The sequence below is a fragment of the Pseudomonas avellanae BPIC 631 genome, from assembly GCF_000444135.1.
GTDB classification, from domain to species: domain Bacteria; phylum Pseudomonadota; class Gammaproteobacteria; order Pseudomonadales; family Pseudomonadaceae; genus Aquipseudomonas; species Aquipseudomonas avellanae.
Map to the genome: position 1 here is coordinate 23,086 of NZ_ATDK01000300.1, position 17,748 is coordinate 40,833.

At 59.4% G+C, this 17,748-nt stretch carries 20 protein-coding genes and 1 pseudogene; 14 read left to right on the plus strand and 7 right to left on the minus strand.

The annotated features are described in order from the left end of the window. Nucleotides 1–9 precede the first annotated feature (9 nt). The 3 genes from DW49_RS0118190 to DW49_RS0118200 form a co-directional block, all read right to left on the minus strand. Nucleotides 10–1,554, minus strand: a complete 1,545-nt coding sequence (locus tag DW49_RS0118190) for a phosphoenolpyruvate carboxykinase (RefSeq protein ID WP_005613653.1) — start codon at nt 1,552–1,554, stop codon at nt 10–12. Between the two features lie 179 nt (nt 1,555–1,733). Next, nucleotides 1,734–2,636 carry an Hsp33 family molecular chaperone HslO gene (gene hslO, locus DW49_RS0118195; RefSeq protein ID WP_005613652.1) on the minus strand — a complete coding sequence of 301 codons (903 nt, stop codon included), beginning with the start codon at nt 2,634–2,636 and terminating at the stop codon, nt 1,734–1,736. Nucleotides 2,637–2,796: 160 nt separating this feature from the next. Continuing rightward, a complete protein-coding gene (locus DW49_RS0118200; protein WP_005613651.1) occupies nt 2,797–3,204 on the minus strand; it encodes an RNA-binding S4 domain-containing protein in 408 nt (135 codons plus the stop codon). A gap of 167 nt (nt 3,205–3,371) precedes the next feature. Here DW49_RS0118200 and rimA point away from each other — a divergent pair, with 167 nt between their 5' ends. From rimA to DW49_RS0118235, 7 genes are all read left to right on the plus strand, one after another. Further along, complete coding sequence (gene rimA, locus DW49_RS0118205) at nt 3,372–4,154, plus strand: S6 modification regulatory phosphodiesterase RimA (RefSeq protein WP_024421346.1); 783 nt, start codon at nt 3,372–3,374, stop codon at nt 4,152–4,154. Between the two features lie 16 nt (nt 4,155–4,170). Beyond that, complete coding sequence (gene rimB, locus DW49_RS0118210; RefSeq protein WP_005613649.1) at nt 4,171–4,647, plus strand: retropepsin-like aspartic endopeptidase RimB; 477 nt, start codon at nt 4,171–4,173, stop codon at nt 4,645–4,647. Further along, nucleotides 4,644–5,549, plus strand: coding sequence for a 30S ribosomal protein S6--L-glutamate ligase (gene rimK, locus DW49_RS0118215; RefSeq protein ID WP_003318100.1), 906 nt, complete (start codon nt 4,644–4,646; stop codon nt 5,547–5,549). The genes rimB and rimK overlap by 4 nt, the downstream gene beginning before the upstream one ends. 452 nt (nt 5,550–6,001) lie before the next feature. Continuing rightward, nucleotides 6,002–7,333 carry a glutamate/aspartate:proton symporter GltP gene (gltP, locus tag DW49_RS0118220; protein WP_005613648.1) on the plus strand — a complete coding sequence of 444 codons (1,332 nt, stop codon included), beginning with the start codon at nt 6,002–6,004 and terminating at the stop codon, nt 7,331–7,333. A gap of 93 nt (nt 7,334–7,426) precedes the next feature. After that, on the plus strand, nt 7,427–7,702 hold the full coding sequence (locus tag DW49_RS0118225; RefSeq protein WP_005613647.1) for a hypothetical protein: 276 nt from the start codon (nt 7,427–7,429) through the stop codon (nt 7,700–7,702). A gap of 216 nt (nt 7,703–7,918) precedes the next feature. Next, complete coding sequence (locus DW49_RS0118230; protein ID WP_005613646.1) at nt 7,919–8,167, plus strand: TIGR02647 family protein; 249 nt, start codon at nt 7,919–7,921, stop codon at nt 8,165–8,167. Nucleotides 8,168–8,349: 182 nt separating this feature from the next. Beyond that, nucleotides 8,350–11,196: a class I adenylate cyclase gene (locus DW49_RS0118235; RefSeq protein ID WP_005613645.1), complete on the plus strand. Its 2,847-nt coding sequence runs from the start codon at nt 8,350–8,352 to the stop codon at nt 11,194–11,196. A 107-nt stretch (nt 11,197–11,303) separates the two neighbouring features. Here the strand turns inward: DW49_RS0118235 and rnk are convergent. Continuing rightward, nucleotides 11,304–11,649, minus strand: a pseudogene (rnk, locus tag DW49_RS01000000128535) (nucleoside diphosphate kinase regulator). Here rnk and DW49_RS1000000133715 point away from each other — a divergent pair. After that, complete coding sequence (locus tag DW49_RS1000000133715) at nt 11,569–11,739, plus strand: hypothetical protein (RefSeq protein ID WP_229687548.1); 171 nt, start codon at nt 11,569–11,571, stop codon at nt 11,737–11,739. The pseudogene rnk and the gene DW49_RS1000000133715 overlap by 81 nt on opposite strands. A 107-nt stretch (nt 11,740–11,846) precedes the next feature. On the opposite strand, the gene DW49_RS0118245 is transcribed toward DW49_RS1000000133715, so the two are convergent. Both DW49_RS0118245 and cyaY read right to left on the minus strand, forming a co-directional pair. Further along, a complete protein-coding gene (locus DW49_RS0118245) occupies nt 11,847–12,083 on the minus strand; it encodes a DUF1289 domain-containing protein (protein WP_005613644.1) in 237 nt (78 codons plus the stop codon). Between the two features lie 2 nt (nt 12,084–12,085). Further along, nucleotides 12,086–12,418, minus strand: a complete 333-nt coding sequence (gene cyaY, locus DW49_RS0118250) for an iron donor protein CyaY (RefSeq protein WP_005739883.1) — start codon at nt 12,416–12,418, stop codon at nt 12,086–12,088. A 206-nt stretch (nt 12,419–12,624) separates the two neighbouring features. On the opposite strand from cyaY, the gene lptM reads away from it, so the two are divergent. Genes lptM through DW49_RS0118280 form a run of 6 tightly spaced genes read left to right on the plus strand, consistent with a single transcriptional unit; the run spans nt 12,625 to nt 17,198 of the window. Continuing rightward, nucleotides 12,625–12,771: an LPS translocon maturation chaperone LptM gene (gene lptM / locus DW49_RS01000000128540; protein ID WP_003377923.1), complete on the plus strand. Its 147-nt coding sequence runs from the start codon at nt 12,625–12,627 to the stop codon at nt 12,769–12,771. Between the two features lie 9 nt (nt 12,772–12,780). Then, on the plus strand, nt 12,781–14,028 hold the full coding sequence (gene lysA / locus DW49_RS0118260; RefSeq protein WP_005613642.1) for a diaminopimelate decarboxylase: 1,248 nt from the start codon (nt 12,781–12,783) through the stop codon (nt 14,026–14,028). A gap of 4 nt (nt 14,029–14,032) precedes the next feature. After that, complete coding sequence (gene dapF, locus DW49_RS0118265) at nt 14,033–14,863, plus strand: diaminopimelate epimerase (protein ID WP_005613640.1); 831 nt, start codon at nt 14,033–14,035, stop codon at nt 14,861–14,863. Between the two features lie 13 nt (nt 14,864–14,876). Continuing rightward, entirely contained in the window at nt 14,877–15,611 is a 735-nt protein-coding gene (locus DW49_RS0118270) for a DUF484 family protein (protein ID WP_003377929.1), read from the plus strand. Between the two features lie 2 nt (nt 15,612–15,613). Further along, a complete protein-coding gene (xerC, locus tag DW49_RS0118275; protein ID WP_005613639.1) occupies nt 15,614–16,513 on the plus strand; it encodes a tyrosine recombinase XerC in 900 nt (299 codons plus the stop codon). Next, entirely contained in the window at nt 16,506–17,198 is a 693-nt protein-coding gene (locus tag DW49_RS0118280) for an HAD family hydrolase (protein WP_005613638.1), read from the plus strand. The genes xerC and DW49_RS0118280 overlap by 8 nt, the downstream gene beginning before the upstream one ends. A 74-nt stretch (nt 17,199–17,272) precedes the next feature. Here DW49_RS0118280 and sutA read toward each other — a convergent pair whose 3' ends face one another. Then, the gene (sutA, locus tag DW49_RS0118285; RefSeq protein WP_005613637.1) at nt 17,273–17,605 is read right to left on the minus strand and encodes a transcriptional regulator SutA; all 333 of its coding nucleotides are present in this window, start codon (nt 17,603–17,605) and stop codon (nt 17,273–17,275) included. Nucleotides 17,606–17,748: the final 143 nt, after the last annotated feature.

Below are 17,748 nucleotides of genomic sequence, written 5' to 3' on the forward strand. Positions count from 1 at the left end.
CAGCGCTACTTACAACTTCGGACCCGCAGCCTTGATGGCGTCGCTCACGTCGAACTTCTTGAAGTTCTCCACGAACAGGCCAGCCAACGCCTTGGCGGCTTCGTCGTAGGCGGCTTTGTCAGCCCAGGTGTTGCGTGGGTTGAGCAGGCCGGTGTCTACGCCGGGTACCAGTTTCGGTACGTCGAGGTTGATGGTGTCGAGGTGTTCGGTTTCTGCACCGATCAACGCACCGCTCTGGATCGCTGCAATCACGCCACGGGTGGTCGGGATGTTGAAGCGCTTGCCGACGCCGTAGCCGCCGCCGGTCCAGCCGGTGTTGACCAGGTAGACCTTGGATTTGAAGCCGCGGATGCGCTTGATCAGCAGTTCTGCGTATTCGCCAGCCGGACGCGGGAAGAACGGTGCACCGAAGCAGGTGGAGAAGGTGGACTTGATGCCCGAACCCGAACCCATTTCAGTCGAACCGACCAGTGCGGTGTAGCCCGACAGGAAGTGGTAAGCGGCTTGTTCTTCGCTGAGGATCGACACGGGCGGCAGGACGCCGGTCAGGTCGCAGGTCAGGAAGATCACGGCGTTTGGCTCGCCACCGAGGTTTTTCGGGGCGCGTTTTTCGATCAGTTCGCGCGGGTAAGCGGCGCGGCTGTTCTGGGTCAGGCTGCTATCGGCGTAGTCAGCGGTCTTGGTGACCGGGTCGAGTACGACGTTTTCCAGTACAGCGCCGTGCTGGATGGCTTTCCAGATGACCGGCTCGTTCTTCTCGGACAGGTCGATGCACTTGGCGTAGCAACCGCCTTCGATGTTGAACACCACGCCCACGCCCCAGCCGTGTTCGTCGTCACCGATCAGGTAACGGCTTTCATCAGCGGACAGGGTGGTCTTGCCGGTGCCGGACAGGCCGAAGAACAGGGTTACATCGCCCTCTTCGCCCATGTTGGCAGCGCAGTGCATCGGCAGTACGTCTACGGCCGGCAGCAGGAAGTTCTGCACCGAGAACATGGCTTTCTTCATTTCGCCAGCGTAACGCATGCCTGCGATCAGCACCTTGCGGGCGGCGAAGTTGATGATGACGGTGCCGTCGGAGTTGGTGCCATCACGCTCAGGGTCGCAGACGAACCATGGCGCGTTCTGGATTTCCCACTCGTCCTTGCCAGCCGGGTTGTACTGTTCAGGGTTGATGAACAGGCAACGGCCGAACAGATTGTGCCACGCTGTTTCGGTGGTCATCTTGACAGGCAGGTAGTGCGCAGGATCGGAACCTACATGAACGTGGGAAACGAAGCGCTCGCGCTCGGCAAGGTACGCACCGACACGGTTCCACAAAGCGTCGAATTTCTCGGCCGGAAACTTGCGGTTGATCGGGCCCCAGGCGATGGCGTCCTGGGTGCTCGGCTCTTCAACGATGAAACGATCGACCGGCGAACGGCCAGTACGATGGCCTGTCTCCACAACCAGTGCGCCAGTGTCGGACAGTACGCCTTCGTTGCGGGCAAGGGCTTCCTTGACCAGTTCGTCGGTGCTCAGATCGGTGTGCACAGCGTTGTTGATTTGCGTCATGAGGTTCCCCGTCGGCCTGTAGCCGAGTGCTCCAAACGGTTTTGTAGTAAAAAAACAACCACTACTACAGCGTAAAAGTGGGCCGGATTATGCCAGAAATGCCCAGAAATGGTAGGACCCTCCTGTCAGAACAGCATTACAGGGGCCCACACCGTATTCTGAGGCTGTTTACGCGTTGATTAATGACGCGTGTCAGATGGCGAATCGACACCGCCGCCAGCAAACAGCTGCGCAACGTCAGTGGCATCGAACAGGTAGCGCTCGTTGCAGAACTGGCAGTCGATCTCGATGCTGCCGTTGTGCTCGATAACCAGTTGCTGCGCGTCCTCCAGCCCAAGGCTGGCCAGTGCGTTGGCCGAGCGCTCGCGCGAGCAACTGCAGCGAAAGCAGATCGGCTGGACGTCGAACAGGCGCACCGGGTCTTCGTGATACAGGCGATGCAGCACGGTCTGGTTGTCCAGGCTGAGCATTTCTTCGGCCGTCAGGGTGCTGGCCAGGGTAACGACGTGCTCCCAGCTGGCATCGCGCTCTTCCGGGTCGGTGATCTGGGCGGCGGGCAGTTGTTGCAGCAGCAGGCCACGGGCGCGATGACCGTCAGCCTTGAGCCAGAAGCGGGTGCCCAGCTGTTCGGACATCACGAAGTAGTTGGAGAGGCTTTCCGACAGATCGACGCCGTCCAGCGCCACGATGCCCTGATAGCGCTTGCCCTGACGCGGATCGACGGTCAATGCCAGCGAGCCGTCCGGCATCAGGTCCTGCAGGCCTGCGCCAGGGGTGATCAGCGCTTCGTCGTAACGGGCAATGCCACGCAGCTCACGCTCGCTCGAGCACTCGACCATCAGCAACGGTACGGCGCCGCTGGAGCGCGCCTGCAGAATTAGCAAGCCATCGAACTTGAGGGTGCCGACCAGCAGGGCCGCGGCCGCCATCAGTTCGCCCAGCAGTTGCGCGACCGGCTCCGGGTAGGGATGTTTGGCAAGCACTTCGGCGTAGCTGCGCTCCAAGGCTACCAGCTCTCCACGAACGTCGCTTTCGTCGAAGATAAAACGCTGGGTGAAATCGATGTCCGGGAAATCATGCATAAGAAGTGGGTATCTGAGGTAATGACAGTGAATGGCTCGCGGCGGGAAAAGCGCCGTCCTGCACTCGAAAGTGGCTGGGGCCATACGGGTTGACCGGCATTTTATGAGCTATCCGGGGCGCTTCCAAGCCGGATGGCATTTCGAGCGCCGAGCGGAGCTTTTATTCGCTGTCCCGAGCGCCGCGGAAATCGAACAGCTGGCGACGCTGCTTCTTGGTCGGCTTGCCATCGGTGGTCACCCCCAGGTTGCCGGCCTTGCGCTGAAGGGCCGCATTTTCACGCTTGTCGATGCTTTCCGGGGTCTCGCGATAGAGTGTCTGCGCTTCCGGTGCGCCACGACGAACAATGGACAGCGCCTCGACGACCACCGTGCGCTCGTCGAAGCCCATGCGAATCTGAAACTCGTCGCCAAGGCGAGGTTCCTTGCCGGGCTTGCAACGTTCGCCGCGACAGTGCACCTTGCCGCTTTCGATAGCGGCTTTGGCCAGCGCACGCGTTTTGAAAAAACGGGCGGCCCACAGCCATTTATCCAGACGAACCTTGTCGTCCTCTTCCATCTTTTGTGCCATTTGAATTCCTCATCAGTGCGGCAGTCTGAACGTTATCCGGCTCATCAGGAAACGTGACTGCCTGCGGTTGCTGATCTGTAGCTATCAAGAACATGAAGTAACCGATCCTTGCTTGTCAAAATCAGCTATTCATCATTTTATGGCCCCGACCCCACATGGAGCGCGACGTGACAGATTTTCCAACTTCGTTGACCGCCCCCAAAAAGGGGTGTGAGAGCTGCACCGGCAGTCCGGAACTGGGCTTTTCGTTTGATTACGCCTACCAACCTATCGTCAACCTGCACGACCAGTCGATCTTCGCCCACGAAGCGCTGGTCCGCGGTCCGAATGGTGAAGGCGCGATGTCGGTGCTGAACCAGGTCACCGACCAGAATCGCTATCGCTTCGATCAGAAGTGCCGGACCACGGCCATCGCCGGCGCGGCAAAACTGGGGATGACCGAGCGTTTATCGATCAACTTTCTGCCCAATGCCGTGTATCGTCCCGAGCTGTGTATCCGCAGCACGCTGGAGGCGGCCAAGCAGCATGACTTTCCTATCGAGCGGTTGATTTTCGAGACCATCGAAAGCGAGCATGTGGATAACAACAACCATTTGAGCAACATTTTGCGAGAGTATCGCGAGTTCGGTTTCATGACCGCCATCGACGATTTCGGTGCCGGCTACTCCGGGCTGACCCTGCTGGCTGATTTTCAACCCGACCTGATAAAGCTCGACATGAATCTGGTCCGCGACATTCATCGTGATCGCGCACGTCAGGCTATTGTTCGTGGTGTTGTCACAATGTGTACGGACTTGGGGATTAAGCTCATCGCCGAAGGTATCGAACACATTGAAGAGCGGGATTTTCTGGCTGATTGCGGCATATCCCTGATGCAAGGCTATTTGTTCGCCAAACCTGCATTCAAAGCCCTGGCTCAGGTAGCACCTGAGGCTTGGCAGAAGCCTTGAGAAGTACGGAATCGCATTGAAAACATTTGATCACCTGACCGTTATCGGCCTGCGCGAGTGGGTGGCGCTGCCCGACCTTGGGGTCGCTGGCCTGCGGGCAAAAATCGATACCGGGGCGAGCACTTCAAGCTTGCACGCGACTGAAATCGAACCGTTTGAACGTGATGGCCAGAAATGGGTGCGCTTCAACGCGCACCTGGGCACGGTGGTGCAGTTGCGCCATCGCCGCTGCGAGGCGCAACTGGTCGCCATGAAAACCATTAAAAGCTCCAACGGCCAGGCACAGGTGCGTTACGTCATTCGCACCACGCTGGCCCTGGGTGATCGTATCTGGCCGGTGGAATTCACACTGGCTTGCCGCAGGTCGATGCGTTATCGGCTGCTGCTGGGCTCCAAAGCCTTGATCGACGGCCAACTGGTCGTCAATCCGGGCATCACTTATGTACAAGACAAGCCGGTGTTCCCGGCCTCTACTTCCTCAGGTGTTGCATGAAGATCGCTGTGCTTTCGCGTAATCCGCGTTTGTATTCCACACGTCGTCTGGTCGAAGCGGGTATCGAGCGGGGCCATGAGATGGTGGTGATCGACACGCTGCGCGCCTATATGAATATCGCCAGCCATAAACCGCAGATTCACTATCGCGGCAAACCGCTGGAGGGCTTCGATGCGGTCATTCCGCGCATTGGCGCCTCGGTGACGTTCTATGGCTGTGCGGTGTTGCGCCAGTTTGAAATGATGGGCGTGTTTCCGCTCAACGAATCCGTCGCCATTGCCCGCTCGCGGGACAAGCTGCGCTCGCTGCAATTGCTGTCACGCCGGGGGATCGGCTTGCCGGTCACCGGCTTTGCGCATTCGCCGGACGACATTCCCGACCTGATCCAGATGGTCAACGGCGCGCCGCTGGTCATCAAGGTGCTGGAAGGCACTCAGGGGATCGGCGTGGTGCTGTGCGAAACCGCCACGGCCGCTGAATCGGTGATCGAAGCCTTCATGGGCCTCAAGCAGGACATCATGGTTCAGGAGTACATCAAGGAAGCCGGCGGCGCAGACATTCGCTGCTTCGTGGTCGGTGACAAGGTGATCGCTTCGATGAAACGTCAGGCCAAACCGGGGGAGTTCCGTTCCAACCTGCACCGTGGCGGCAGCGCCAGCCTGATCAAGATCACCCCTGAAGAGCGCATGACCGCGTTGCGCGCAGCCAAGGTCATGGGCCTGAGTGTGGCGGGCGTGGATATCCTGCGCTCCAATCACGGCCCATTGGTGATGGAGGTGAACTCCTCACCCGGCCTGGAAGGCATTGAAGTGACCACCAGCAAGGATGTCGCTGGAATGATCATTGAGTACCTGGAAAAGAACAGCGGTCCGCACATGACCCGTACCAAGGGAAAAGGCTGACCGGGCAAAATAATGTCGAGCGCCCAGGGCATAACTCATCTGCGGATGAGCAACCTTGGGCGTTTTGATACCGTACATCTGTTAAATCCCCCGCGTAATCGATTCAGCATCACGATGTTCGCCCTTCCCCCGCGCATCTCCTCATCTGCCCGAAGACGACGTATTAGCCACCTTTACGCCGAATAGCCATCTTCTTGCCTGACACAAATCAACACATATTTGCGCATTTGTATGCCGATTGAGCATGAGGTAGTCGTTTACGGCATTAGACGTACACGCACGTCATGGGAATAGTTGCGACTTTTTTCGCCTGCTATAGAGCTGGGATGCTCGCCTGCGGTGACCTTCTCGGGACATTTCCAAAGGGAGCCCGTGCCCTGAAAGTGCTGTGAAAAGCACGCTCGGAGCATCGGTCTGGACTTGCCCAAGCCACTTCCAACAAGGGTAATAATATGAAGAAGGCAAAGCTGAGCCTGGCCTGGCAGATTCTGATCGGGCTGGTACTGGGTATCGCGGTGGGAGCACTGCTCAACCATTTCGGTGACGAGAAAGCCTGGTGGATCACTAATATCCTGCAGCCCGCGGGCGACATTTTCATTCGTCTGATCAAGATGATCGTTATTCCTATCGTGGTCGCATCGCTGATTTTCGGCATCGCGGGGATGGGCGACGCGAAGAAGCTGGGGCGCATCGGCCTCAAGACCATTCTTTACTTTGAAGTCGTGACCACCATCGCCATTCTGGTGGGTCTGGTGCTGGCCAACGTGTTCCATCCGGGCACCGGCATCGACATGAGCACCTTGGGGACGGTCGATATTTCCAAGTATCAGCAGACCACCGCTGAGGTTCAGCACGATCACGCCTTTGTTGCGACCATCCTCAACCTGATCCCGTCCAATATCTTCGCCGCCATGACCCGTGGCGAGATGCTGCCGATCATCTTCTTCTCGGTGCTGTTCGGCCTGGGGCTTTCGAGCCTGCAAGCCGAAGTGCGCGAGCCGCTGGTCAAGCTTTTCCAGGGCATTTCGGAAACCATGTTCAAGGTCACTCACATGATCATGAACTACGCACCGATTGGCGTATTCGCCCTGATTGCGGTGACGGTCGCCAACTTCGGTTTCGCGTCGCTGCTGCCGCTCGCCAAGCTGGTGATTCTGGTTTACGTGGCCATCGCCTTCTTCGCCTTTGTGGTGCTGGGGCTGATCGCACGGGCATTCGGCTTTTCGGTCATCAAGCTGATGCGTATCTTCAAGGACGAGCTGATTCTGTCCTACTCCACCGCCAGTTCCGAAACCGTGCTGCCGCGCGTGATTCAGAAGATGGAAGCGTACGGCGCGCCGAAAGCGATCTGCAGTTTCGTGGTGCCCACCGGCTACTCGTTCAACCTCGACGGTTCGACGCTTTATCAGAGCATTGCAGCGATATTCATTGCCCAGCTGTACGGCATTGACCTGTCGATCAGTGCGCAATTGATGCTGGTACTGACCCTGATGGTCACCTCCAAGGGCATCGCGGGCGTGCCGGGCGTGTCCTTCGTCGTGCTGCTGGCGACACTGGGCAGCGCGGGCATTCCGCTGGAAGGCCTGGCGTTCATCGCTGGTGTCGACCGGATCATGGACATGGCGCGTACGGCCCTGAATGTGATCGGCAATGCGCTGGCCGTGCTGGTCATCTCGCGCTGGGAAGGCCTGTACGACGACGCCAAAGGCGAACGCTACTGGAACTCCCTGCCGCACTGGCGCAGCAAGGAATCTGTTGCGCTGGGTCAACCGACAGCGGATTGATCTTCCGGCCTGCGTGCTGAAAAACCCCGGACTTCCGGGGTTTGTTGTTTTCAGGTCGCCGGTTAGACTGCCCGCCTTACTTGAGGATTTACCATGACCGACGCAATCGAAAATGACGAAGAAGAATTTGCCGCCTCGACCCTGATCGAAGCCATCGAGAACCAGATCGAATCCGGTAACCCGCCAGCGGCCAAGGCCGTGTTCAACATGCTCACGCTGGTCAATTATGAGCGTGACGACATTCTTGAAATGATGGCACACGTACTGGCAATCGAGATCGACGCCTTGCTCGAGCAGGACCGTGCGTTCGATACGCAATGGTACGAAGCAGCGCTGCGCGCCCTGCCTGAGCTGCCGCCCGAGAAATAATCACCCGGCCGGTCACGCCGAGAATATATATGCTGCAAACACGCCAGACGCTGACTACACTGCAAATGCCCCGCCGCCGCTCAATCCTCCGGGGCTATCACGCCAAACCGGCTTTAACGGTCATCCAGAACCGACGAGCGCAGACAGGACACGTCGATTCCAGAGCCCACCCGCCAGCCGGCCAGGTCGTACTACTATAAAAAGTCTGGAGTACCTATGTCGTATACCCCTGAGTTGGTTGCCGAACTGGAAATCCTTGCACTGTTCAATCTGGGAAACACCCAGGAAGGCCTCAAAGTCCACCACATAGCGGCCCCCGCTGCCGTCTCTGCTGCAAAAAGACTCTTCGAAAAAGGCCTAACGACTCAAGTTGATGGCGGCTACCTGACCAGCCTCGGTCTTGAATCCGCTCAGCACGCGCAGTCACTGCTGACCATTCTCAATGTCTCCAGACAAGCTGCCTGACGGTTGCCGGGCCTGCACACAAAAAAGCGTGGCAGGCCCTTTACTTATCTGAACGCCAGTCGATACAAGAAACTGGCGCCAGAATAACAACCCGACTGAATCCGCTTCTCTCGGCTGCAAACTTTCTTTGCCCTTTTGCTCAGTAAGTCCATGCCTGCACCAGCCAGGTGCCTTGAGTTGCGATGACGCGTAATCCTGAAATTCGCCCCGATCTGGATGAGGGCATTGACCGCAAGGTTCTCAGCCAGCTGCGTAACCGCTTCCTGTCGCTCAATGACGGGCGATACGCGCGTGCCCTCGAAGGCATGTCGACGCGCCAGCAAAGCGTATTGACGCTGCTGCCACTGTTCTTCCACGTCAATCATCCACTGTTGCCCGGCTATGTTTCGGGCAGCACGCCTGCCGGCGTATCGCATTATGAGCCAGACACCCTGGCACTGGCCGAGGCGCAACGCCTGACGCGCTCGTTCTCGTACAAAGCGCGACACGGCAACCCGCCGCAGCCGATTCACGGCCTGTTTCTGATGGGCAGCCTCGGTACGCTGGCCCAAGCTGATCAAAGCGATATGGACGTTTGGGTCTGCCATGACAGCGAACTGGACCCGGACGCCATCGCCGAACTGCGCAAGAAATGTCAGGCCCTTGAAGCCTGGGCTGCCACCATGGGGGCAGAGGCGCATTTTTTTCTGATCGACCCGCAACGCTTCAAAAGCGGCGAGCGCGACTCGCAGCTAAGCTCTGACGATTGCGGTACCACCCAGCATTATCTGTTGCTCGACGAGTTTTATCGCACAGCGATCTGGCTCGCCGGGCGCACGCCGATGTGGTGGATGGTGCCGGTCTACGAAGAGCAGAATTATGAGGATTACACCTACACCCTGCTGAGCAAGCGGTTCATCCGCGCCAGCGAAGTGCTCGACCTCGGACCGATGTCGCACATCCCCGCCACAGAGTTTATCGGCGCAGGGCTATGGCAGCTGTTCAAAGGCATCGGGTCGCCTTACAAGTCAGTGCTCAAGCTGCTGTTGATCGAGGTGTATTCCAGCGAACATCCCCGCGTGCAGTGCCTGAGCCTGCGCTTCAAACAGGCGGTGTTTGCCAATCAACTGGACCTGGATGAGCTGGACCCTTACGTGGTCGTGTACCGCCGTATCGAAGAGCATCTGCAGGCGCGCAACGAGCCCGAGCGTCTGGAACTGGTGCGGCGCAGCCTGTATTTGAAGGTCAACAAAAAGCTTACCGGCTCGACCCGCCAACGCAACATCGGCTGGCAACGCGTGCTGCTTGCGCGCCTGACCTCGGAATGGGGCTGGGATGAGCGGCAATTGACGTTGCTCGACAGCCGCAGCCAGTGGAAAGTGCGCCAGGTGGCCAGCGAGCGCCGCGCGCTGGTCAATGAACTCAATTACAGTTATCGCTTCCAGACCCGCTTCGCCAGGGCACAAAGCACCGACGATACGCTCGACGCCCGCGACCTGACCATTCTGGGCCGGCGCCTGTATGCGGCGTACGAGCGCAAGGCGGGCAAGGTCGAGTTCATCAACCCGGGCATCGCCCCGGACCTTGCCGAAGACACGCTGACGCTGGTGCACTCGCCTGACAAGCGCGAGCCGGGCAAACATCAGTGGGCGCTGTACAACGGCAACCTGGGTATTAATGAGTGGGCAAACTTTTCGCCCATCAAGCGCAGCCGGGAATTGCTTGAGCTGCTGGCCTGGTGCCACCGAAACAATGTGATCGATACCACCACCCGCGTAGCGCTGCACCCCGGCACCAGTGACCTGAGTGAATTCGAGCTGTTCAACCTGCTGGGGGCCTTGCAGCAGAGTATTGAGCTGCCACTGCCCGAGGTCAGCGACGACGAGCTGCTCAAACCCAGCGCGCCCAGCGAGATATTGCTGCTGATCAATGTCGGCGTCGATCCGCTCAGGCATCACCGCGATCTCAATATTCTGATGACCACCGAGCGCACTGATTCGCTCAGTTATGCAGGCGTTCGGGAAAATCTGGTGCTGACGCTGGACCAGATTACGCTCAATACCTGGAACGAAACGCTGGTCAGCCGCTACGACGGCCCGCACGCGCTGCTCGACTGCATGAGCGAGTTGCTCGGCAGCTTGCCGACGAGTGGTAAACAGCAGCAGATTCGTGTGCGTTGCTTTTGCCATAACCGCGCGCCTGCCATCGCCCAGCGTGTCGAAGAGCTGATCAGCACAGCGCAATTGTTACTCGCCAGACAGCTGAACCACCGTTATCTGATACAGGTGCAGCAGCAGTATCACGTACTGGAGATCAAGCCAGGCCAGGTCGGCCATGTGGTGGTCAACAGCCTGCCAGGGTTGTTCAAGTACCTGGGCGAGGAACTGCCGCGTTACAGCCCTCTGCATCTCGACCCTCAGGCACTCGACGGGCATGACCTGACCCTGATCCTGCCGCTCGGGCAGCCGGAGTGCATTCAGGTGTTTTACCGGGTCAACGAGCCGGATGCGGATCTGTATGTGCTGGACGAGCACAATTCGCTCTGGCACCAGCGTGTGCCTTATCACGATGAGCAGAGCCTGTTGACGCCCCTGCAGCGCTTTTTTCACTCGCTGGTCTATCGTCGTGGCGCGTCGTTGTCGCTGGATGACCCGTCCGAGCCGGTTTCGCTGGAAACCCTTTACTATCAGATCCTGCCTTCCGGCCCGGGGCACGCCCGGCGTGTCGAACATCGACTGGCCCCGACCGCGACGGACCGGTCGTTCTATGACGTGCAGGCAATCATCGAAGAAACCTCGCCGGGGCAGCTCAACGCCACCCTGTATTGCGACAACAGCGAGTTTTCCGAGCTGGAATACGGCGATCAATTGTATGCAGCCGTTGCTCGGCAAATCCTCGGCAAACGCCTGGAACCGCAACGCTATCGCTGTTACATCACCGACCTGGACCTCTCCGGCCTGCTGGATGGCAAGCACGGACAAACTATCCTCTTCCTGCGCCATAAGGCCGAGCTGGAGACACTGTTGAACGAGGCGATGGAGCAGGCGTGACGCTGGAGCGTACGGAACGATAACCTCGACTATCATGCGACGCTCCGCGTCCGATCTTGGGTATGCGGCACGACACGGCAGGCATTCAGCGGATGCAACGCCTTGGGTTACTCGTACTCGCCCGCCGCTTCCGGCTGATATTCGACCGCCAGCAAGGTCAGTTTGAGGGTCTTGCCGCCCGGTGCAGGCCAGTCGATATGCTGGCCGACGCAGGCCGAGCAGGGCCGAACCCATTGGGGCCAGGACCGATACGGTGCCCTCTGCGCCGGCATCCTGCGGATAGACCAGTTTGAGGTGGTAGTCCTTGCCACTGACTTCTTCACGGCAATGTACACGCGAGTTCATGGTCACAACGCCCGCAGGCACTTCATCGTGGCCAACCACGTGTTCGGCGCGGTCCAGTTCGGCCTGCAACGCCTGGAGGCCCGGCGTGTTTTCGTCCTGGCTGCCGATGAAGCTCTCAAGACGTTGTACGTCGAGCCGGGTGAGGATGATCGAAGGTGCTGTGGTCATGGTCTGGGCAGACTCCTTTATTCTCCATGAATAAAACAAAACCCCGCCGGGGCAGGCGGGGTTTTACGGGCTTCTCGATCTGGAGAAGCAGGGTCTGACACTAACACAGCGCAACAAATACACAACCCGACCCGGCGCTAGCCAGCGGCTTGCCCAACCTCGGCAGCGGCCCGGCGCTGGTCTGCATTGAGGCGGATCTGCCGACGCCGGTCGTCATCGGCCGAGCGCCATTCGCGGATGTCTTCGACGTGGCGAAAGCACCCCAGACAGACTTTCTGCTCGTCAAGCCGACACAAGCTGACGCAAGGTGACGCCACGGCAGGGCTGACGTTGCTGAAAAGCGGCTTGGGCGGTCGTGCAGGTGTCTGGCTCACAATCAGATCTCGGAGAAATCCAGGTCGGCGCCAGCTTGCTCAAACGTCATGCGCGCAAGCATCTCGCTGAGCAGTTCGTCGCTGGTGTCACACGCCCAACGGCTTCCTTCTTCATCGTAATCGAAGTGAAAACCACCCGATTTGGCTGCCAGCCAGAGCTGACGTAGCGGCTCCTGACGGCTGAAAATAAGCTGCGAGCCACCTTCGAACTTGACGGTTAATACACCGGCCGAGTTTTCCAGATCGACATCCAGACCACTCTCGTCGAAAACGTCTTCGATATTCTGCTGAGTCGCATCGACCAGGTCGTGGAATCGCGCTTCGGTCAAACTCATTACGGGAACCTCGATAAGTGTCTGCTGATAGCGCAGAGGGGCAAGATACGGACGCTGCCAGGCAAATGCAAAGCTTACCCGCCAGTTGGTGTTACGAGAACGGTTTAATGTCCGAGGCCCGCCAGACGGGAAGCCCATCGCATAGGCAAGCTGCCGGGTGGTCGGTATACTCGGGCGCAATTAATGCTTTTACAAAGGATTTCGCCATGAAGCGCCTGATCTCTTCGCTTGCTGCGCTTGTCGCGGTCGCTTGTCTTGTTACAGCCTGTGGCCAAAAAGGCCCGTTGTATCTGCCGGATGACACCAAAACCCCGGAAGAACAAGCCAAATCGCAATCGCACAAGCACCTTTAAGGGAATCCCATGGACGCCTTCAACTACCGCGACGGTGAGCTGTTCGCGGAAGGGGTAGCATTGTCTGCCATTGCCGAGCGTTTCGGCACGCCGACCTATGTCTATTCGCGCGCTCACATCGAAGCGCAGTATCGTGCCTTCGCCGACGCGCTGAGCGGCATGCCGCACATGGTCTGCTTCGCCGTGAAAGCCAACTCCAACCTGGGTGTGCTCAATGTCCTGGCGCGTCTTGGCGCCGGTTTTGACATTGTGTCGCGTGGCGAACTGGAACGTGTGCTGGCCGCTGGCGGCAAAGCCGAAAGAATCGTGTTTTCCGGCGTCGGCAAGACCCGTGAAGACATGCGTCGCGCCCTTGAAGTCGGCGTGCACTGTTTCAACGTCGAATCCACCGACGAGCTTGAGCGCCTGCAGGAAGTCGCCGCCGAACTCAATGTTCGTGCGCCGATCTCGCTGCGCGTCAACCCTGACGTGGATGCAGGCACCCACCCCTACATCTCCACGGGCCTGAAAGAAAACAAATTCGGTATCGCCATCGCGGCAGCCGAAGACGTTTACATTCGCGCCTCGCAGTTGCCGAACCTGGAAGTGATCGGCGTCGATTGCCATATTGGCTCGCAGCTAACCACGCTCGAGCCGTTCATCGATGCGCTGGATCGCCTGCTCGATCTGGTTGATCGCCTGGGCGATTGCGGCATTCACCTGCACCATATCGATCTGGGTGGCGGCCTGGGCGTGCGTTATCGCGATGAAGTGCCCCCGTTGGCGGGCGATTACATCAAAGCGGTGCGCGAGCGCCTTGCCGGGCGTGATCTGGGCCTGCTGTTCGAGCCAGGGCGCTTTATCGTGGCCAACGCGGGCGTGCTGCTGACCCAGGTCGAGTACCTCAAGCATACCGAGCACAAGGATTTCGCCATCGTCGATGCGGCGATGAACGACCTGATCCGCCCTGCCCTTTATCAAGCCTGGATGGACGTCACGGCGGTGCGCCCGCGTGACAGCGAACCGCGTGCATACGACATCGTCGGGCCGATCTGCGAAACCGGCGATTTCCTTGCCAAGGGCCGCGAGCTGGCACTGGCCGAAGGCGATCTGCTGGCGGTGCATTCGGCCGGCGCTTACGGTTTTGTCATGAGCTCTAACTACAACACCCGTGGCCGTGCCGCTGAGGTACTGGTCGACGGTACCCAGGCGTTTGAAGTGCGTCGTCGCGAAACCGTAGCCGAGCTGTTCGCTGGCGAAAGCCTGCTGCCGGAGTAACCCCATGCTGCTGCGTTTTACCAAGATGCACGGGCTGGGTAACGACTTCATGGTCCTGGACCTGGTGAGTCAGCACGCGCACATTTTGCCCAAGCACGCCAAACAATGGGGCGACCGCCACACCGGCATCGGTTTCGATCAGCTGTTGCTGGTCGAGGCACCGAACAACCCGGACGTGGACTTTCGCTACCGGATCTTCAACTCGGACGGCTCCGAGGTCGAACAGTGTGGCAACGGCGCACGCTGCTTTGCCCGTTTCGTACTCGACAAGCGCCTGACCGCCAAGAAACAGATACGCGTCGAGACCAAAGGCGGCATCATCGAGCTCGATATCCGCAGCGACGGGCAAATCAGCGTCGATATGGGGCCGCCGCGCCTCGTGCCGGAAGAGATCCCGTTTCAGGCTGCAGAGCAAGCCAAAAGCTACTCGCTCGACGTAGACGGGCAGACGGTCGAACTGGCGGCTGTGTCGATGGGCAATCCTCACGCCGTGCTGCGTGTCGATGACATCAACAACGCGCCTGTGCACACGCTAGGCCCCAAGATTGAACATCACCCGCGCTTTCCGGCACGGGTCAATGTCGGCTTCCTGCACGTTGTGGACCGCCAGCGTGCGCAGTTGCGCGTCTGGGAACGCGGCGCCGGGGAAACCCAAGCCTGCGGCACCGGGGCCTGCGCAGCGGCAGTGGCCGCCATCAGCCAGGGCTGGATGGATTCGCCGCTGCTGATCGACCTGCCCGGAGGTCGCCTGTCCATCGAGTGGGCAGGCCCGGGACACCCAGTCATGATGACTGGCCCTGCAACAAGGGTCTACGAAGGCCAAGTTCGTCTTTAAGCGAGTAACTACGATGACCGATCAGCCTCCCGCTTCAACCGGCACCCCCAGCGAATCGCCTGTCGATAGCGCAGCGCCAGACCTTGAAGCAGAAGCGGTCATCGCTTTTCTGCTCGAGCATCCCGAATTCTTCGCCGAGCATGACGAGCTGCTGGTGTCGATGCGCATTCCTCACCAGCGTGGCGACACCGTCTCGCTGGTCGAGCGTCAGCTCAAGCTGCTGCGCGAGCGCAACATCGAAATGCGCCATCGCCTCTCGCAACTGATGGACGTGGCACGCGACAACGACCGTCTGTTCGAGAAAACCCGCCGCCTGAACCTCGCATTGATGGACGCCACCAGCCTGGACGAGCTGGTGATCGCCGTGGAAGACAGCCTGCGCCAGGACTTTCAGGTGCCTTTCGTCAGCCTGATTCTGTTCAGCGACAGCCCGATGCCCGTGGGCCGTTGGGTGAGCAGTGCCGAGGCGCAGAAAGCCATTGGCGGCCTGATCGGCGAGAAGATCATTTGCGGCGCGCTGCGTGAACATGAGCTGGCATTTCTGTTCGGTGCCGAGCAAGGCAAGGAAGTCGGTTCGACCGCTATCGCCAGCCTCAACCATCTGGGCCTGCATGGCGTGCTGGCCATCGGCAGCCGTGACCCACAGCATTACAAAAGCTCGGTCGGCACGCTGTTCCTCAGTTATATCGCTGACGTGCTGAGCCGTCTGTTGCCCCGCTTCGCCCATTCGCTGCGTTCGGTCCGCTAGCTGTGGAACAGCATCTGGACGCCTACTGCATGCACCTGCGCAGTGAGCGCCAGGTGTCGCCGCACACGCTTGAAGCCTACCGACGCGACCTGAGCAAGGTTCTGGCGTTTTGCCAGAAAGCACAGCTGTCGAGCTGGAATGATCTGGATATCCAGCAACTGCGCAGCTTCACAGCCCGCCAGCACCAGCAAGGCCAATCCTCGCGCAGCCTGGCGCGGATGCTGTCGGCGGTGCGCGGCTTCTACAAGTATCTGAACCGTGAAGGCCTCTGCCAGCACGACCCTGCCAACGGCCTGTCTCCGCCCAAAGGCGAACGACGCCTGCCCAAGACGCTGGATACCGACCGCACGGCGCAATTGCTGGACGGTGGCGTTGAAGATGATTTTCTGGCTCATCGCGATCAGGCCATCATGGAGCTGCTTTACTCATCAGGGTTGCGGCTGTCCGAACTGACCGGCTTGAACCTCGACCAGTTGGACCTGCGCGACGGACTGGTGCAAGTGCTGGGCAAAGGCAGCAAGACGCGCGTATTGCCAGTCGGCAGCAAGGCACGTCAGGCGCTGGAAACCTGGCTGCCGCTACGCGCCCTGACCAATCCGCAGGACGACGCCGTGTTCGTCAGCCAGCAAGGCAAACGCCTCGGCCCGCGCGCCGTTCAACTGCGGATCAAGACCGCCGGTGAGCGCGAACTGGGGCAGAACCTGCACCCGCACATGTTGCGTCACTCGTTTGCCAGCCATCTGCTGGAATCGTCACAGGACTTGCGCGCGGTGCAGGAGCTGCTCGGTCACGCGGACATCAAGACCACGCAGATATACACGCACCTGGACTTCCAGCACCTGGCCACTGTCTATGACAGTGCCCACCCCCGAGCCAAGCGTAAAGGAGCTGCAGATGATTAAGCTGGTGACGTTCGATCTCGACGACACGCTTTGGGACACCGCGCCTGCCATTGTCGGCGCAGAAGCCGCGCTGCGTGACTGGCTGGCCGAGCATGCGCCAAAGCTCGGGCCGGTCCCCGTGGAGCATCTGTGGGAAATCCGCTCACGCCTGCTGGACGAAGACCCTTCGTTCAAGCACCGGATCAGTGCACTGCGACGCCGCGTGCTGTTTCACGCCCTTGAAGATGCTGGCTACGACTCCGACGAAGCTCAGCAGCTAGCCGACGAGAGCTTTGACGTCTTTCTGCATGGCCGCCATCAAGTGCAGATTTTCCCGGAGGTGCAGCCCACTCTGGAAATTCTCGCCAAGACCTTCACGCTCGGCGTTATCACCAACGGCAATGCTGACGTGCGTCGCTTGGGGCTGGCCGACTACTTTGCCTTTGCCCTGTGTGCCGAGGACCTGGGCATCGGCAAGCCCGACCCGGCACCGTTTCTCGAAGCGTTGCGCCGTGCAAAAGTCGATGCCAACGCCGCCGTGCACGTCGGCGACCACCCCAGCGACGACATTGCCGGCGCACAACAGGCGGGCATGCGCGCCATTTGGTACAACCCGCAGGGCAAGGCCTGGGACGCAGATCGCTTGCCGGATGCCGAGATTCACAACCTGTCGCAACTGCCGGAAGTACTGGCGCGCTGGGCCTGAAAACGGCCTGAAATGCCCACAATAGAAAAAGCCCGCAGCGACGGCGGGCTTTTTCTCATACAGCGTCTGCCACTTTAAATCGGGCGGCTGCCGTATTTGTTGTCAGGCTTTTTCGGCGGATCGGCGACCACATTGGCCTCCACTTCCTGCACCTTGCCGCCACGCGCCAGGAATTCTTCCATCGCACGCGCCAGAGCATCACGCTCTTTGTTCTTGGCTTCTACGCTAGGCAGCTCGTCAATCGAGACCGCAGCCTTGGCCTTGCCTTTAGCGGGCGCTGCCGGGACGTCGGAATCGTCTGGTTCGGCCGAGTCGTCTTCCGGGGAAGCAGCTGCAAGCCCCTCACCGTCCTCTTCGCCTTCCAGGTCGTCTACCAGATCGTCGTTAGTATCGTCGTCGTCGCTCATGTTCTACCTCATGACTTACGAAAGCTGATTAGTTATAGCCCAACCGCCCAGAATTGCTAGGGTCTGTTCCCGTTTCCACGTAACCCATTGATCCCTATGAGAACAGGCCCGTATAATCTCGAGATCGGAAGAGCGTCGTGTAG

Coding starts and splice junctions, on each gene's coding strand:
- DW49_RS0118190 (WP_005613653.1), bottom strand. CDS start 1,554: ATGACGCAAATCAACAACGCTGTGCACACCGATCTGAGCACCGACGAA.
- DW49_RS0118225 (WP_005613647.1), top strand. CDS start 7,427: ATGACCGACGCAATCGAAAATGACGAAGAAGAATTTGCCGCCTCGACC.
- DW49_RS0118230 (WP_005613646.1), top strand. CDS start 7,919: ATGTCGTATACCCCTGAGTTGGTTGCCGAACTGGAAATCCTTGCACTG.
- cyaY (WP_005739883.1), bottom strand. CDS start 12,418: ATGAGTTTGACCGAAGCGCGATTCCACGACCTGGTCGATGCGACTCAG.
- rimK (WP_003318100.1), top strand. CDS start 4,644: ATGAAGATCGCTGTGCTTTCGCGTAATCCGCGTTTGTATTCCACACGT.
- dapF (WP_005613640.1), top strand. CDS start 14,033: ATGCTGCTGCGTTTTACCAAGATGCACGGGCTGGGTAACGACTTCATG.
- gltP (WP_005613648.1), top strand. CDS start 6,002: ATGAAGAAGGCAAAGCTGAGCCTGGCCTGGCAGATTCTGATCGGGCTG.
- DW49_RS0118235 (WP_005613645.1), top strand. CDS start 8,350: ATGACGCGTAATCCTGAAATTCGCCCCGATCTGGATGAGGGCATTGAC.
- DW49_RS0118280 (WP_005613638.1), top strand. CDS start 16,506: ATGATTAAGCTGGTGACGTTCGATCTCGACGACACGCTTTGGGACACC.
- lysA (WP_005613642.1), top strand. CDS start 12,781: ATGGACGCCTTCAACTACCGCGACGGTGAGCTGTTCGCGGAAGGGGTA.
- DW49_RS0118270 (WP_003377929.1), top strand. CDS start 14,877: ATGACCGATCAGCCTCCCGCTTCAACCGGCACCCCCAGCGAATCGCCT.
- sutA (WP_005613637.1), bottom strand. CDS start 17,605: ATGAGCGACGACGACGATACTAACGACGATCTGGTAGACGACCTGGAA.
- DW49_RS0118200 (WP_005613651.1), bottom strand. CDS start 3,204: ATGGCACAAAAGATGGAAGAGGACGACAAGGTTCGTCTGGATAAATGG.
- lptM (WP_003377923.1), top strand. CDS start 12,625: ATGAAGCGCCTGATCTCTTCGCTTGCTGCGCTTGTCGCGGTCGCTTGT.
- hslO (WP_005613652.1), bottom strand. CDS start 2,636: ATGCATGATTTCCCGGACATCGATTTCACCCAGCGTTTTATCTTCGAC.